Source organism: Capnocytophaga sp. oral taxon 326 str. F0382, from assembly GCF_000318295.1.
GTDB classification, from domain to species: Bacteria; Bacteroidota; Bacteroidia; order Flavobacteriales; family Flavobacteriaceae; genus Capnocytophaga; species Capnocytophaga periodontitidis.
Genome location: NZ_KB291433.1, coordinates 56,885 through 73,482 on the forward strand (window position 1 = coordinate 56,885; position 16,598 = coordinate 73,482).

The 16,598-nt window shown below is 37.4% G+C and carries 14 protein-coding genes and 1 pseudogene; 5 read left to right on the plus strand and 10 right to left on the minus strand.

All coding sequences use genetic code 11. The annotated features are described in order from the left end of the window. A pseudogene (locus HMPREF9073_RS16355) lies at positions 1 to 299 on the minus strand (collagen-like protein); the annotation flags it as partial. Between the two features lie 195 nt (positions 300 to 494). Here HMPREF9073_RS16355 and HMPREF9073_RS10035 point away from each other — a divergent pair. Then, positions 495 to 860 carry a helix-turn-helix transcriptional regulator gene (locus HMPREF9073_RS10035; protein ID WP_009413630.1) on the plus strand — a complete coding sequence of 122 codons (366 nt, stop codon included), beginning with the start codon at positions 495 to 497 and terminating at the stop codon, positions 858 to 860. Positions 861 to 932: 72 nt separating this feature from the next. Here the strand turns inward: HMPREF9073_RS10035 and rpsA are convergent, their stop codons facing one another. The 8 genes from rpsA to HMPREF9073_RS10075 all read right to left on the minus strand — a co-directional run bounded on the left by rpsA (position 933) and on the right by HMPREF9073_RS10075 (position 11,279). Further along, positions 933 to 2,687 (minus strand): 30S ribosomal protein S1, encoded by a 1,755-nt coding sequence (gene rpsA / locus HMPREF9073_RS10040; RefSeq protein WP_009413631.1) that lies wholly within the window; start codon positions 2,685 to 2,687, stop codon positions 933 to 935. Positions 2,688 to 2,895: 208 nt separating this feature from the next. Beyond that, the gene (locus HMPREF9073_RS10045) at positions 2,896 to 3,735 is read right to left on the minus strand and encodes a DUF805 domain-containing protein (RefSeq protein WP_009413632.1); all 840 of its coding nucleotides are present in this window, start codon (positions 3,733 to 3,735) and stop codon (positions 2,896 to 2,898) included. A gap of 71 nt (positions 3,736 to 3,806) precedes the next feature. After that, on the minus strand, positions 3,807 to 4,346 hold the full coding sequence (locus HMPREF9073_RS10050) for a DUF4136 domain-containing protein (protein ID WP_009413633.1): 540 nt from the start codon (positions 4,344 to 4,346) through the stop codon (positions 3,807 to 3,809). 176 nt (positions 4,347 to 4,522) lie between these two features. Then, positions 4,523 to 4,873 carry a heavy-metal-associated domain-containing protein gene (locus HMPREF9073_RS10055; RefSeq protein WP_009413634.1) on the minus strand — a complete coding sequence of 117 codons (351 nt, stop codon included), beginning with the start codon at positions 4,871 to 4,873 and terminating at the stop codon, positions 4,523 to 4,525. Position 4,874: 1 nt separating this feature from the next. Then, a complete protein-coding gene (locus tag HMPREF9073_RS10060) occupies positions 4,875 to 7,130 on the minus strand; it encodes a TonB-dependent receptor (RefSeq protein WP_009413635.1) in 2,256 nt (751 codons plus the stop codon). Between the two features lie 78 nt (positions 7,131 to 7,208). Beyond that, positions 7,209 to 7,673: a hypothetical protein gene (locus tag HMPREF9073_RS10065; protein ID WP_009413636.1), complete on the minus strand. Its 465-nt coding sequence runs from the start codon at positions 7,671 to 7,673 to the stop codon at positions 7,209 to 7,211. Positions 7,674 to 7,808: 135 nt separating this feature from the next. Continuing rightward, entirely contained in the window at positions 7,809 to 9,638 is a 1,830-nt protein-coding gene (gene yidC / locus HMPREF9073_RS10070; protein WP_009413637.1) for a membrane protein insertase YidC, read from the minus strand. Between the two features lie 21 nt (positions 9,639 to 9,659). Then, a complete protein-coding gene (locus tag HMPREF9073_RS10075) occupies positions 9,660 to 11,279 on the minus strand; it encodes a CTP synthase (RefSeq protein WP_009413638.1) in 1,620 nt (539 codons plus the stop codon). 181 nt (positions 11,280 to 11,460) lie between these two features. On the opposite strand from HMPREF9073_RS10075, the gene HMPREF9073_RS10080 reads away from it, so the two are divergent. Continuing rightward, positions 11,461 to 12,276 carry a M48 family metallopeptidase gene (locus tag HMPREF9073_RS10080; RefSeq protein ID WP_009413639.1) on the plus strand — a complete coding sequence of 272 codons (816 nt, stop codon included), beginning with the start codon at positions 11,461 to 11,463 and terminating at the stop codon, positions 12,274 to 12,276. Positions 12,277 to 12,350: 74 nt separating this feature from the next. Then, complete coding sequence (locus HMPREF9073_RS10085) at positions 12,351 to 13,178, plus strand: purine-nucleoside phosphorylase (RefSeq protein WP_009413640.1); 828 nt, start codon at positions 12,351 to 12,353, stop codon at positions 13,176 to 13,178. 67 nt (positions 13,179 to 13,245) lie between these two features. Here HMPREF9073_RS10085 and HMPREF9073_RS10090 read toward each other — a convergent pair whose 3' ends face one another. After that, positions 13,246 to 13,662 (minus strand): thioesterase family protein, encoded by a 417-nt coding sequence (locus tag HMPREF9073_RS10090; protein ID WP_009413641.1) that lies wholly within the window; start codon positions 13,660 to 13,662, stop codon positions 13,246 to 13,248. A 201-nt stretch (positions 13,663 to 13,863) separates the two neighbouring features. Here HMPREF9073_RS10090 and dnaA point away from each other — a divergent pair, with 201 nt between their 5' ends. Both dnaA and HMPREF9073_RS10100 read left to right on the plus strand, forming a co-directional pair. Further along, the gene (gene dnaA, locus HMPREF9073_RS10095; RefSeq protein WP_002678805.1) at positions 13,864 to 15,285 is read left to right on the plus strand and encodes a chromosomal replication initiator protein DnaA; all 1,422 of its coding nucleotides are present in this window, start codon (positions 13,864 to 13,866) and stop codon (positions 15,283 to 15,285) included. Then, positions 15,285 to 16,457: an alanine dehydrogenase gene (locus tag HMPREF9073_RS10100; protein ID WP_009413642.1), complete on the plus strand. Its 1,173-nt coding sequence runs from the start codon at positions 15,285 to 15,287 to the stop codon at positions 16,455 to 16,457. The genes dnaA and HMPREF9073_RS10100 overlap by 1 nt, the downstream gene beginning before the upstream one ends. Positions 16,458 to 16,598 lie beyond the last annotated feature (141 nt).

A 16,598-nucleotide genomic window follows, 5' to 3' on the forward strand; every position in this document is an offset into this window, starting at 1 on the left:
CCTTTTTGTCCAGTGGCACCAGTATCACCTTTTTCTCCCTTATCTCCTTGTATACCTTTTAGGCTGATAGGATTTCCCCAACCTTGTGCAGTTTTAGCTCCATAGAGATTGCTATTAGAAAGGTCTAGATAGTAATCACCTACATTTCCAAGAGTTTCTGTAGGCGCTCCTATTCCAGAAAGGATTTGATTGCCTTTTTGAACCTCTACTCTTTCGATAATTGTTTCAGTTTCTTTTCTACAACTGTTTATAGCTAATGCTCCCAGCACTGCTACTGCCATTAAAATTATTTTCTTCATTTGTTTTGATAAAAATTATTGATTGTTATTTACATTGCAAAAATACTATGAGTAGAGGACAAAGTGTGTCCTATTACAAGAAAAATTTATACTATTTTTTCTGGGGACAAAGTAACTATATTTTTTGCAAATATTTAGTATACTTTTCTTCTATGTTAGAAATATTTCGTACATTTGCAGAAAAAATATTTCTATATGTATAATTATCACGATAAAATAAGAAGAATTAGAGAAGCTAAAGACTACAAGCAAGAGTTTATGGCAATGAAACTAAATATTTCTCAGCGCGCTTATAGTAGTATTGAGAATGGACAAACACAACTTACTGTAGAACGTTTGTTTGAAATTATAAAGATATTAGACACTTCTTTACCTGAAATTTTTGAATATGAAGGAGGTAGTGTACTTCATAATAACTTTAATGATACAGCTACAAAGAATAAGGGAGGAAATCTCATTTGTAATAACAAAGGATTTGAAGAAGAGAGGAAGTTGTATGAGCGTATTATCGCTATGAAAGAAGAGGAGATTGCTTTTTTGAGGAGTCAGCTTGCTAAATAAAAAAAGTCGTTACTTCCCAGCAACGACTTTTCCTCATTAAAACAAAAAATTATGAAAAAAACTAAATTACTTCTATTTTTCCATCTTGTCTTTCAACTCTTGTAATACTTCAAGGTCTCCAAGGGTTGATTTTTCAACAGTAGATGAATTGGTGCTTACAGCAGCTTCTTTAGCTATTTTTTCTTCTTCTTCTTTGAAGATAGCGGTGTGAGAAGCTACTACACGTTTAAATTCTTTGTTGAACTCAATTACTTTGAACTCAGCAGTATCTCCTTTGCCTAATTTTTTTCCGTCTTCTTTTTCTAAGTGACGTGAAGGAACAAAGGCTAAAATATCGTCGTTGAAAGGAACGGTAGCACCTTTATCTACCATTTTAGAAATGGTACCAGTGTGTATAGTACCTACGGCAAATTCAGCTTCGTATTTGTCCCAAGGGTTAGGAGTGGTTTGTTTGTGGCCTAATGACAATTTGTGACCTTCAGCATCCAATTCGAGTACTACTACTTCAATTTTATCACCAGAGTTTACAAATTCTGATGGGTGCTTGATTTTCTTAGTCCAAGAAAGGTCGGTGATGTGGATAAGACCATCAATACCTTCTTCGAGTTCTACGAATACACCAAAGTTAGTGAAGTTACGAACAGTACCTGTGTGTTTAGAACCTACTGGATATTTTTCAGTGATGTTGATCCAAGGGTCTGGGGTAAGTTGTTTGATACCCAAAGACATTTTGCGCTCGTTGCGGTCGAGAGTTAAGATAACAGCCTCTACTTCGTCACCGAGTTTTACGAAATCTTGAGCAGAACGCAAGTGAGTACTCCAAGACATTTCAGAAACGTGGATAAGACCTTCAACGCCATCAGCGATTTCTACAAAAGCACCATAATCGGCAATAACAACAACTTTACCTTTTACTTTATCACCCACTTTAAGATCGTCGGCTAAAGCATCCCAAGGATGTTTGCTAAGCTGTTTCAAGCCTAATTGGATACGAGATTTGTTGTCGTCGAAATCGAGGATTACTACGTTCAATTTTTGATCTACAGAAACCACTTCGCTTGGGTGGTTGATACGAGCCCAAGAAAGGTCGGTGATATGAATCAATCCATCTACGCCACCAAGGTCTACAAATACGCCATAAGAAGTGATGTTTTTCACAACACCTTCGAGTACTTGACCTTTTTCGAGTTGGCTGATGATTTCTTTCTTTTGTTCTTCGATATCTGCTTCGATGAGCGCTTTGTGAGAAACCACTACGTTTTTGAACTCGTGATTTACTTTCACAATCTTGAATTCCATTGTTTTGTTTACGAATTGCTCGTAATCGCGGATAGGTTTCACATCAATTTGTGAACCAGGGAGGAATGCCTCGATGCCAAATACATCTACAATCATACCGCCTTTGGTACGGCTTTTTACGAAACCATTTACGATTTCGCCGTTTTCGTGTGCTAAGTTGATTCTATCCCAAGCCTTAAGCGTACGTGCTTTGCGGTGTGAAAGTACTAACTGACCGTTTTTGTCCTCGCGGATATCAATAAGTACTTCTACTTTGTCACCTACTTTGAGATTAGGGTTGTAGCGAAACTCGTTGAGAGAGATAACGCCTTCAGATTTAGCGTTGATGTCGATAATTGCTTCTCTGTCGGTAATACGAGTTACAACACCTTCTACTACTTCATTGTCTTGAGTGTCAACGAAATTGTTTTTAACCAATTCTTCGAAGTTTTTTAATTGGTCTTCTTGTACGCTGTCAATACCTTCTTGGTATTTTTCCCAGTTGAAGTTTTGTAAAAATTCTTCTGGATTTTGAGTGTTTTCAGCCATTTGCTGATGATAAAATTTGTATTTCCTGATAGTAATTAGAGTATTATATAAGGGGATTACTATAGGAAAGAGTTAAACTTAATTGATAAAATAAATACTCTATTTCCCCTAAAATCGTGGCAAATGTAGTGATAATCTTCTAAATAGCCAAAAGTTTTTGTAAAAATATTTCTGTGTAACTTTTTATATATCTGATAATCAGTATGTTTTATTTTATAAGGTGTACATATTTTCTCCAATTTTCACTATTGCGATACAAACTTATATCACTTGTGGCAACATAAATAGCTTGTAGTTTTTCGTCGTTGTAGGAAAAGTCACCTTCTAATCGTGGGGGTATTTCACTTTCAATACTTATAGACTCAATACAATTTTTACCAAAGAGGAATTCACCTATAAAGCTCACACGGCTTGGGAGGCTAAGGTGGCGCAATTGGTCACAATCTTCAAAGGCGGCTTTTTGTATGGTAGTGAGCTGTCCATTGAAGTTTATTTTGCTGAGTTTGTTGCAATTGTAGAAAGCATCTCTGCCTATGGTTGTAACATTTCTCAAAATGGGATCGGCTTGCATATCTATAGCAGTAACTTGAGTATCAAACCATTTTAGTAAAGTTTTACCATCCTCACTGAGAAGATATTGTTGGGTGATTTTCTTCTCGGTATGAACAGATGGAGTTGCTTGTACAGGAGAAAATATAATGGGTGGAGGGGGAGTTGTAGAAGGATTGTTGAAAAATGTGTTATTTACACGTTTTTTAGGATCTTCACCATACACATTTTCTCCTGCACTTCCTTCTTTAAATAACAAAAGAAAAGGGTTATATAAAGGGATCAAAGATAGCCATCCACTTTCACCTATATCGTGACTACGCTTTGCTGATTGTGCAAAATAGAAGATGAAAAGAGGAATAAAAAAGATTAGCGAAAATGAACGATTAAAATTGAACACTTCATCTAAAAAATTAAAAATTATATAGAAAATGATAAGGGAGAGTCCAAATTCAGTACGCCTAATACGTCCATCGAAAGAAAAAGGGGTTTTAAACATAGGTTACAAATTACTATATGAAAAATTAAAACTTTGTCGGGGTCATTAGACTCTGACAAAGTTAGTGATTGTTATTTTTTATCTGCTGAAGGAGGATATTGTTCTAATATCTTGTTTACAAAATTTTTGATAGCCTCTTCCTTCTTATCCATCGATTGTGGCAAATAGCCTGTGCCTTTTCCTTGCCATACCAATTCACGCTTCTTCGCATCAATAATCTCAATGTAAAGAGTACCCTCAGTATTTCGGCTTACATTATAAGTGGCGCCTCCCCAAAATGGCCCCCAACCCATTCCCCAGCCCCAATAATAAGGACTGTTGTCATACACATCTACATTCTCTCGGTCACGAGTAAAGATATTTACTAAAAAATCAGGGTTCTCAGAAAGTGTTAGCCCTTTAGTAGTAAGATTTTGCTCTATAGCACGTAAAATACGTTTCTTATCCAAGTCGGATATTTGTACTTTATCAATACCTTCTTTAAAAAAAGCAAAAGATTTCATCGCTGAAAAATCGGCTTGACGATCATAATCAGTAGCTACATAAATGCTCGCACAAGAACTAAGCCCCAAAGCTACTGCTAACATTAGTAGAATAGTTATCTTTTTCATTTTGTTGTGATTTAGTGTTTCTTTCTTAACAGCAAAATCTATACCGAAATGAGGCTATCTAAAAAAGTGATGTTGTAGGAGTGATTTATAAATCCCCTCTACAACATCACTAAAAGCATCTGATTATCAGTATACCATAATCATATTTTCAAAAAGCTTTTTAGGCTACCCAAATTTTAAGGTAATCTTTCGTATAAACAGCAGTGGTGTAAGTTTTTGTACACTTCATCGTCAGCGCGTTCTTTGCCAGCATCGTGTCCTACTTTGGCAATAGCTTTCTGCACATCACTTTCATTGCATTTGCGCTCGTCAAAAATAAGGGTCATATTGCCACTCTTGATATTCCAATTAGCGCTCTTTACGCCCTTTACGCTATAAGCCGCTTTTTCTATACGCGCCTTACACTGTTCACAGTTGCCTCCTACAGCAAACTCTACTTTTTTACTTTTGTTAGGTGCTTGTTGTGCACTTGCGATAGTAAGCCCAAAAAAGCTCAAAGCTATCCATAATAAAATACGTGTTTTCATTTTATAATAATTTAAATCTTAATCCTGCATAATACATCTGTCCAAAGGCAGGAGCGTACTGCATTGTACTATCAAAATATGCGCCAAAAGGATTATTGGCTGCCAAAATACCATTCTCTTGTTTATAATTGGTGATGTTTTCCCCTCCTATATATACCTCGAATGTCTTAGAAAATACTTTGGTGATTTGAGCATTGAGTGTAGCAAATGATGGTGCATAATCGTCTAACCTATAGGCTATAGGGTTCGTAGCGGTTGTAGGCAAGCGTTGTTCTCCTAACCAGTTGAAGGTTACATCAAACTTCCATTGAGAATGCTTGTTCTCGTGGCGCTCAGGAGTCTCGTAAGCTACATTGGCAAACCAGCGATGCTTTGGGGTAAGGGTCTTCTCCATCTGTCCTTTAGTAAACTGTGTTTGCACATCATAATACTTATAGGCTGCCTTGAAGTCCAACCCTTTGGCAGGAGTAATACTAAATTCTGCTTGTAGAGAGTTCGCAAAACTATTCCCATTGAGGTTGTAAAACAAGGCTTGTTGGGCTGAGTTATCCAAATCTACTACTACTTGATTGTCAAAATTTGTGCGGTAGAAATCTACTGAAAACTCTGCACTTTTACCGAATACTTTAAACGCTTGCAAAAAGCTCACTCCGTAGTTCCAAGCAATTTCGGGATTCAAACCATAGAGCTTGCCTCCATCACCTCCTATAATGGCAAGCTGACGTGCAGATGCCAAGAGTTGTTGGTTCTCTGCTATCACATTAGCAGCGCGTTTGCCTCGCCCTGCCGATACTCTGAAAGTCGCTTGTTTCCAAGGATTATAACGCACGTGTAAACGTGGCGTAATGAAGTTTCCTAAATGATTATGACTATCAGCGCGTACTCCTGCCACAAAACTGAAGTTACTCAAATTGTCGTAAGTGTATTCAAAGAAAGCTCCTATTGAGCGATCTACACGCGAGAAATCTCCCGCAAGAGCCGAAGTAGTGAGTTCCTCATTATAGTCGTCATAAGTTCCGTTGAGTCCTGTGGCAAATTTGTGTTTGGTATTGGTGATAATGGAGTTGTATATCAAATTACCATACCAACTTTTTTGGTGTATATCATAGCGGTTCAACCCAAAATAAGAATCTTGGCGATGCGACTGAAAAGAGTTCTGCAACCCTATGCTCTTATAAGGTGTATCAGGGAATACATACCCTATTTTATTAGATGCACTAAAGCGTTCGGAGTTTACTTCACTGCCCCATGCATTGGTAGTTCCTTTGTCGGTTAGCGGATTAAAACGCAACTCTCCTGCTTGGCGCTCATCTTTCATATAGTGGAGATTCAAAAAACCTACCCAACCTTTTTCAGCATTCGCATACTGCCAACGATTCAACAAGTTGATTTGATTACCTATAGGGTTATCAATAAAACCATCGTGATTGTGGTCGGCTTTCTGTTGACGTACATTGCCGTGTGCAAAAAGGGTAGTCGCCCACTTATCAGATAATTTTTGATTGGTATGAGCATTGAGTTCATAACGATTATCTTCTGAAGCATACAAGTTTAAGAAAAAAGGACGACTACTGATAGGTTTCTCTATCTCATAGTTGATTTGCCCCGAAATACTCTCATACCCGTTAATCACACTTCCCGCTCCTTTGGTTATCTGGATGCTCTCAATCCACGTGCCAGGTACAAATGAGAGTCCGTAGGCTTGCGAAGCACCACGCATTGTAGGGATATTCTCCTCTGCCATTAGTATGTACGGACTGGTTAACCCCAGCATCTTTATCTGTTTGTTACCCGTAACAGCATCCGAGAAGTTTACATCAATTGATGGGTTGGTAGAAAAACTCTCCGATAGGTTGCAACAAGCTGCTTTCAGTAGTTCCCCACTACTCATTGTGTGCACATCAGCTACTTGCCATTGCGATTTCATCGTATTAGCACGCTTCTGGCTTACTACCACCTCTTCCAAAGTCGCTTCTGGTTCTAATTGAATATGTAAAGACGCATTACCGCTTACTTTTATAGTTTTCTTTTTATAACCAATATAGCTTACTGCCAAAGTATTAGAAGCATCTGTACGTTTCAGTGTGAAAGCTCCTTCATTATCAGTAGATACACCTATTTCAGTACCCTCCCAATTCACATCTGCCCCTATAAGAGGTGCGTTGTTTTCGTCTACCACTTTTCCTTTGCTAAAATGTTGAGCAAAGACAGACAGGGGCAACAACAGCCCTATTAAAAAAATATATTTTTTGTACATTATTTTTCTGTTTTATTCAGTTTAGAAATTAGATTTTAAGAATTAGAAAACAGAGGTGAACTCCTTTCTTATTACCTCTTATCTTTTATCTGAATAAAACACCCTCTGGCAGTACAATTCATACAGAGGAGGCGCATTCAACTGCGAAAAGAAATCTCTTGTGATGGCTTTCTTTACAGTCTGAGGAATACTTACCACTTCCAAAGTAGGAAAAACCAAAGAACTTACTACAAAAGGTTGTAGTTGCAGTTCCAACGCTTTTACTACTGAAGTACTATCAGAAATAGAAGATGATATAGCTGTATCATCACAGCATTTTTTATGTGAAGTTTCTGTTTTACTCTCATCACTATCGTCGTCCTCAGAAGCACAACAAGAGTCCATATCAGCACAATCACTTACTTCTTCATCTACAGAAGAAGTGATATATTCTAAAGAAACTGACGATAAGTGGTCTTGACAATAATGAAAAGAAATAGCCCATCCTGAATTAGAGAACAAGATGAGTACAGATAATAATATGTTGATAAATTTTCTTTTCATAGTTTGAAAACATTAACAGCAAAAACTATACCATTATATAGTTTTATATAAAAACTTTGCCAAAGATCGTAGTGCAATAGCAATAGAGAACTTTGGCAAAGTGTATTTGTTTTTTACTCGTTAATCTATTAGAGACTAACGTTTATTTTGTTGTGCTTTGCGTTGCGCTTCAGCTTGTTCCATCATCTCACGCATTTTAGCTTGGAATTTACTTTCTTTTTTAGGTTTTTTCTTGTTTTCTTGTATTTGAGCGTGAATCTTCTTCTCGTCTATAATCCAATACTTGATAGCTAACATAATGCCTATAGTCAATAAGTTAGATATAAAGTAGTATAAACTGAGTCCGCTGGCGTAGTTGTTGAAGAAGAACAACATCATTATAGGAGATAGATAGATGAGGAACTTCATATTAGGCATACCAGGTTGCTGAGGTTGTGCAGTCTGTGCCATTGTCATCATTGAGTAGATGAAAATAGCCACAGAAGCCAACAATGGAAACAAACTCACGTGACTTCCGTAGAACGGTATAGAGAAAGGAAGTTCAAAAATAGCATCGTATGACGATAGGTCGTGAGCCCATAAAAAACTCTTTTGTCTCAATCCAAATTCGGTAGGGAAGAAGTTAAAGAGCGCTAAAAACACAGGCAATTGTAGGAGAGCTGGAATACAACCACTGAGTGGGTTCACTCCTGCTTTGCTATACAGAGCCATAGTTTCTTGTTGGCGTTTCATAGGTTCGTCGTATTTTTTATTGATTTCGTCAATTTCAGGACGTAATACCTTCATTTTAGCTTGAGAAACATACGATTTATAAACGATAGGTGATAGCAATATACGCACGATAAAGGTCATCAAGATGATCACCAATCCTACGGAAAAATAATCAGCAAGGAAATTATAAAGAGGAATAAACAACCATTTGTTCAACCAACCGAAGATACCCCAACCTAACGGAATGAGCTCAGTAAGTTCGTATTTATTGTTATATTGTTTGAGTACGTTGTAATCACTGGGTCCGAAATAGAAGTGCAGTGATTCACTCAATTCTCCACTTTTAGCTTTTACAGGTAAAGAAGTAAGAAAGTTTTTAGTGTATTTCACTTCTTTTCCTTCGTTCATAGCAATATTGTGAGAAACGAAATCACCTTTCTCAAACGGATTGTCGGAGATAAGAACAGAAGTAAACAAGTGTTGTTTATAAGCCACCCAACTAACTTTTTCTTCTTTTTGTTCGTCGTTACCAGCTTGGCTCATACGATTGATACGGTCACCTTCATATTGTATAGCAACTTGAGTGTAACGGTTTTCATAGGTTACACTTTTCTCCATACGGCGAGCTTGCAATTTCCAATCGATGTTCATAGGTTTAGAAGTGTTTACAGCTCCAGCTAAACCTTGAGAACGCACTACTAAGTCGAGCATATATCCTTCTTTAGGCAAGGTGTATACGTATTCTAAATAAGTATTTTCGGAAGTTTTAAGCTTCATAGAAAGCACTTGGCTACCATTGTTTTCACTTAGGGTAGGCTCAAAATACAAATCTTTGGTGTTTAATTTTTTGTCCTGAGCAGTAGTAAAGTCAAGACTAAAAGTAGCATTCCAATCTTTTACTAAGTAAACAGGCAAAGAATCATAGGTTTTGAATTCTTTGAGCAACACCTCTTTAAGCTGTCCGCCACGGTTACTGATAGTGATTTTAAGGTCTTTATTTTCTAATACAGTTACCTCATTTTTAGCAGAAGGCAAGGTAGTTGAATAGGCAAAGTTTCCCAAATCAGTAGGTTGAACAGTAGAAGTGTTATTTTGAGTATTGGCAGCAGTTTTATTAGCTTGTTGTTCTTGTTGAGCTTTGTGCTTGGCTAATTCTTCTTGAGAAGGTTTATTATTGTTCATAAACCACATTAAGAGTACAAAGATTAAGGCAAAACCTATAATACTCTTTACATCGAATTTTCTTTCGTCCATATAATTGTTTTTATCTGTTGTTTAGTTCTTTTTAAGTTTATTGTTCAAAGCGGCTTTTACAAAAGCTACAAATAGTGGGTGAGGATTGGCAACAGTACTTTTGTATTCAGGGTGGTACTGTACCCCTACAAACCAAGGGTGATTAGGTAATTCTACTACCTCCACTAAACCTGTATCAGGATTGATACCGGTGCATTGTAAACCTGCTTTCTCAAGTTGTTCTTTGTAGTCGTTATTAAATTCATAGCGGTGACGGTGGCGTTCAGAAATATCTTTTTTACCATAGGCTTCGTATATCTTGCTACCTTTGGTAAGTTCACAATCCCAAGCGCCCAAGCGCATAGTGCCACCTTTATGAGTAATCTCCTTCTGACTTTCCATCAGACTAATCACAGGGTAAGGCGTTTGTTCGTTCATTTCGGTAGAGTTGGCGTCTTTAAGTCCTGCTACGTGGCGTGCAAATTCAATGACTGCCATTTGCATTCCAAGGCAAATACCCAAGAAAGGAATGTTATGCTTGCGTACATACTCAATAGCTTTTATTTTACCTTCAATACCACGACCGCCAAAACCGGGAGCGACGAGTACAGCATCTAAATGACCTAATTTAGCTTCAATATTCTCTTCGTTGAGATGTTCGGAATGAATACTCTCTACATCTACACGCACTTCGTTAGCAGCTCCAGCGTGTATAAAAGCTTCTAAAATAGATTTATAAGCATCTTGTAATTCTACATATTTACCTACTAACCCTACTTTTATGCGGTGTTTAGGATTCTTGTAACGTTGCAAAAAAGTGTTCCATTGGGTGAGGTCGGGTTCGTTTTTACAAGGGAGGTCTAACTTCTTGAGAGCTACTTTATCCAAGCCTTCTAAGAGCATTACATTTGGTACATCATAGATTGTAGGTACATCAATAGATTGGATTACAGCCTCACGTTTTACATTACAGAAGAGCGCTAACTTATAACGAAGGTCATCGGAGAGTTCGTGCTCAGTACGACAAACTAATATATCGGCTTGGATACCGCTTTCCATCAAGGTTTTTACACTGTGTTGCGTAGGTTTGGTTTTGAGTTCACCTGCAGCTGCGAGATAAGGTACTAAAGTGAGATGTATCACGATACCATTATGTTCTCCTAAATCCCATAAAAGTTGACGTACAGACTCTATATAAGGCAAAGATTCTATATCACCCACTGTGCCTCCAATTTCTGTAATCACAATATCATACTCACCCGTTTTGCCAAGTATCTGAATACGTTCTTTAATTTCGTTGGTAATGTGAGGAATTACTTGTACTGTTTTTCCTAAGAACTCACCACGGCGTTCTTTTTCAATTACACTTTGGTAAACGCGTCCAGTAGTTACATTGTTTGCTTGAGAAGTGTATACATTAAGGAAACGTTCGTAATGACCTAAGTCGAGGTCAGTTTCAGCTCCGTCTTCAGTCACAAAGCACTCGCCGTGTTCATAAGGGTTAAGAGTACCAGGATCGACATTGATATAAGGGTCGAACTTTTGTATGGTTACTCTATAGCCACGAGCTTGCAAGAGTTTGGCAAGTGAAGCTGCAATGATGCCTTTTCCTAAAGAAGAGGTTACCCCTCCAGTTACAAATATATATTTGGTATTTGCCATTTCTATTTAATTTGCGCGCAAAGGTACAAATTAATTAACAATTAGCAAGTAACAATGGACAAAAATTAGGGATTGGGAGATAGGGATAGGGAATAGAATAATTTACAATATTGTTAAATAATGTTAATCGGTGATTGTCAATTATTAAATTATTATTATCTTTGCCCTCAAATAAAATTTTATGAAGAAATTAATTTTAATTACATTACTTTTGATGATCTCTTCTTGTAAAACAAATCCTTTTACAGGGAAGAGTACCCTTAACTTTATGCCTAATAGCAAAGTTTTTCCAATCGCATTTAGTCAATATTCCACCTTTTTAAATTCAAATAAGGTGTTGAAAGGCACTAATGATGCTGCTATGGTAAAGCGAGTGGGGGAACGTATAGCCAAAGCAGCCAAATTATGGCTTGATACCAATGGTTATCAAGGTTATTTAGATGATTATCGCTGGGAGTACAACTTAGTAGATAGTCCTGAAGTAAACGCTTGGTGTATGCCAGGGGGCAAGATTGTAGTTTATACAGGGATTTTACCTGTAACAAAAACTGAAGCAGGTTTAGCCGTGGTTATGGGGCACGAGGTAGCACATGCTTTAGCTGATCACGGTGCACAACGTATGAGTGCCTCTACCTTGCAGCAGATAGGAGCTATAGCAGGTTCTATAGCTTTACAAAGCAGCAAATATGCCGCTTATACCGACCAGTTTATGCTGGCTTATGGCTTAGGCTCTAATTTAGGAGTGATGTTGCCTTTCAGCCGTTCCAATGAAACAGAGGCTGATGCTATAGGTATTCAAATTATGGCAATTGCGGGCTATGATCCTTCTGAAGCTCCTGAGTTATGGAAACGTATGGCAGCATTAAAAGGAGGTAAATCAACCAGTTCGTTACTTAGTACGCACCCTTCTGATGCTTCACGGATTAAAAATCTTACCGCCTTAGTGCCTAAAGCAAGAGCAGAAGCTGCTAAATTTGGTGTTACTAATTTTCAATAATTAGTAAATTTATCAATAGTTCCCATTCCTCCAAAGGCAGACAATCTACAAAATCGACAAAAAAATAAAGAAATATGCAACAAATTTACGACAAAATTAACGAGACGGCTCGCATCATACAGTCGTACATTACAGAACACACTCCAGAGTTTGCTATTATTTTAGGGTCTGGACTTCACAAATTAGAAGATGAAGTGGAAGTGATTTCGGAAATTAAATACAACAATATTCCTAACTTTCCTAAATCGACTGTAGCTGGACACAAAGGCAAACTTATCTATGGCAAAATAGAGAACCGTTATGTGTTGATGATGGCAGGGCGTGTGCACTATTACGAAGGCTATACAATGCAAGAGGTAACTTTTCCGATACGTGTGTTTGCACAATTAGGTATCAAGCGTCTCATCGTTTCTAATGCTTCAGGAGGTGTGAATCCTAATTTTTCTATAGGAGATGTAATGGTGATTCGCGATCATATCAATATGTTTCCAGAACACCCTTTACGAGGTAAGAACTTAGACCAGTTTGGGGCACGTTTTCCTGATATGAGCAAACCTTATAATCACGCTATGATAGCTGAATTAGAAAAAATAGCTAAAGAACACAATATCAAACTTCAAAAAGGTGTGTATGTAGGGTTGCAAGGACCTTCGTTTGAGACGCCAGCCGAATATGGTATGGTGCGTATTTTAGGAGGAGATGCAGTAGGGATGAGTACTGTACCTGAAGTGATTGTAGCACGTCATCAAAATATGGAGGTGTGTGCCCTTTCAGTCATCACCGATTTAGGAGGTCCAGAAATCTCACCGGATGTATCACACGAAGAAGTACTTAACGCAGCAAATATAGCTATGCCTAATGTAATTCTTTTAGTGAAAAATCTCATTAAAAACTACAGATAGTCTTTAGCTTTTTAGTCGTTAGTCGTTAGTAGTGAGATACTAATGACTAACGATTCATTATTAGCGACTAATTACTCATCTTCTCTTCAATTAATTTTAATACCTTTTCAGGACAGCGCACTGGTCTAAAAGTTTTTGCATCTACAAATACTAATATGGTGTTAGCTGTGGAAAGTAACTCTCCTCTTTCATTAAGAATCTCATAATCAAACTCAATTTTTGTAGAAGGCAATTCTTTTAGTTTGGTGCGAATGGTAATCAACTCATCATATAGGGCTGGTTTTTTATATTGAATTTGCAAAGAAACCACAGGCATCATAACCCCTTCTTCTTCCATTGCTTTATAGGTAAAACCAATAGAGCGCAACCACTCTACTCTTCCCAATTCGAGGTATTGAGGATAATTACCATAGTATACCACCCCCATTTGGTCGGTTTCTGCATAGCGAGTACGCAGTACATAATCGAAGTATAATCCTTTCATAATTAGATAGATATAAACATTAACAAAAGATTAACATCGTTCCCTTATAAAATAAATTCAGAAAAACAAATGTTAAATATTTTTTTTATTCAAAAATTATTCACAATTTTGCTGACTGAAAAAAGAACAGTTTTATCATCGGCAAAATTAGTAAAAAAATCTAATAATCAAATTTTTAGCTAAAAAGTAGCACCCTAAAAAATGAAAGAAGCAGCTGAAAAAGTTTGGAGTAAGTGTCTTGAATTTATAAAAGACAATATCACTGAGCAACAATTTAATACTTGGTTTGTTCCTATTGTCCCTGTTGAATTAGAGGGGAATGCTTTAAAAATCAAAGTTCCAAGTAGATTCTTTTATGAATGGTTAGAAGAAAATTTTATTTCTCTTCTCAAATCGGCAATGACATTTACTTTGGGAGTAAACTCCCGCCTTGTGTATATTGTTGATAATCCACTTACTAAAGAACAACTGCCAAGTACGAATCGTCCGGAATTAGCAAAACAGACTTTGACTTTAGCTACTGAGACCAAAGACCCTGGGCTTAAAAATCCTTTTGTAATACCTGGGATTCGTGAGATAACTGTTGATCCTCAACTCAATTTACATCAAAACTTCGATAATTTTGTAGAAGGTGCTTCTAATCGTTTGGCACGTTCTGCAGGTATGGCAGTAGCCAATAAACCTGGTGGAACGGCTTTTAATCCACTATTTATTTTTGGAGGAGTAGGCTTAGGAAAAACTCACTTAGCTCACGCTATAGGGGTGGATATTAAAGAAAAATACCCCAAGAAAAAAGTACTTTACGTTTCTGCTGAAAAGTTTACTCAACAGTTTATCAGTGCTTCTACAGCTAAAGACAAGGATAAAAATACCCTTAACGACTTCATTCACTTTTATCAGCTTATCGATGTACTTATCGTAGATGATATTCAATTCCTTTCGGGGAAGGTGAAAACTCAAGATGCTTTCTTTCATATCTTCAATCACCTACACCAAAACGGTAAACAGGTAATCCTCACTTCGGATAAAGCTCCTGTAGATTTATTTGATATAGAACAACGTCTTCTTTCGCGTTTTAAATGGGGGCTTTCGGCTGAATTACAAACTCCTGACTACGAAACACGTTACAAGATTTTAGAAAATAAATTCTATAATGATGGAGCCGAAATAGGAGAAGATATAATTGCTTATTTGGCTGAAAATATACGTACGAATGTACGTGAGTTAGAAGGAGTGAGCAACTCACTAATTGCACAAGCAGCGTTTAATCGCAAAGAATATTCTATAGAACTCGCACAAAGCATTATCGATAAATCGGTGAAAAATAATAAGAACGATTTGACTATTGACCACATTCAGCAAATTATAGCCGATTATTTCAATTTAGATATCGAATCACTACATTCCAAAACTCGTAAACGCAATGTAGTACAAGCCCGACAATTGGCGATGTTTTTCTCGAAGAAATACACTAAAAACTCACTTTCAACCATTGGAAGCCAGATAGGGCAACGCGATCACGCTACAGTGCTACACGCTTGCAAAACAGTGGAAAACTTAATAGAAACCGATCGCGCTTTCAAGAAATATGTGAGTGATTTAGAAACTAAATTCTCAGACTGATGCAAAACATATCTCAACTATTACCACAAGAAGAATGCTTAGCGGTGAGCAATGAGCAACAATCGTTGAAAATAGGACTTCCTAAAGAACGCACTTTTCAAGAGAAACGCATTTGCTTAACGCCTGATGAAGTGGCGGTATTAGTAACTAATGGTCACCAAATTCTCGTAGAGGCTGGGGCAGGTGAAGAAGCTCACTTTCCTGATGCTGATTACAGCGAGGCAGGTGCCGAAATTGTGTATGATACTGAAGCAGTTTTTACTTGTCCAATGGTACTGAAGGTTGAGCCTCCTACTACTGAAGAACTCGCTTACTTCAATCCTCAAACAGTATTGTTTTCAGTTTTACAACTCAATACACAAGATATATCCTATTTTGAGATGCTTACACAAAAGCAAATTACTGCTTTAGCTTTTGAATATATCAAAGATGAGGCTGAAAATTATCCCATACAACAATCGGTGGATGAGCTCACGGGTATAGCTGCTGTGCTTACCGCTTCAGAACTCATCACAGAAGAAAATCGACTTCTATTTGGGAATATTACAGGAGTACCTCCTATAGAGGTGGTACTTTTGGGAGCTAATAATATCACAGAAGCCGCTGCTAAAGCTGCCTTAGGATTAGGTGCTAATGTAAAGATATTTGCTTCCTCCCTTACCGATTTAAGGGAACTACGCACACATTTACCTTCCTCAGTATATACTGCAACCTTACAACCTCAATTACTTCGTGAATCTTTGAAGCGTTGTAACGTGCTTATAGGTGCTATGGCAGGAACTCATCGCTCACCTATAATTGTTACAGAAGATATGGTACAACAGATGCCACGAGGTGCTGTGATTGTAGATACAAGTATAGGCAATGGAGGTTGTGTGGAAACAAGCGGACTTACGACTTTAGAACAACTCACCTTTACTAAATACGAAGTTGTACATTGTGGGGTGCCTAACCTTTCTTCACGTTATGCCCGTACAGCTTCAACGTCGTTGAGTAATATTTTATTGCCTTACCTGCTGAAAATAGGGGAGGAGGGAGGAGTAGAAAACTTCTTACAAATAGATAAAGGCTTTAGAAACGGACTTTATTCTTACCACGGAATCCTTACCCATAGTACTGTTTCAGAATGGTTTGGATTGCCTTGTAAACCACTACATTTATTGTTTTTATAAGATATAAAAAAGAGGGTGTCCAAAAAGTTCTATTTATGTGGACGTTTACAAAACGCCCCATAACATACTACAAAAATTATTGATAATCAAATTAATGGGTTTTGCCAAAGGTGCGATTCGCACAGGGAATTTTAAACTTTG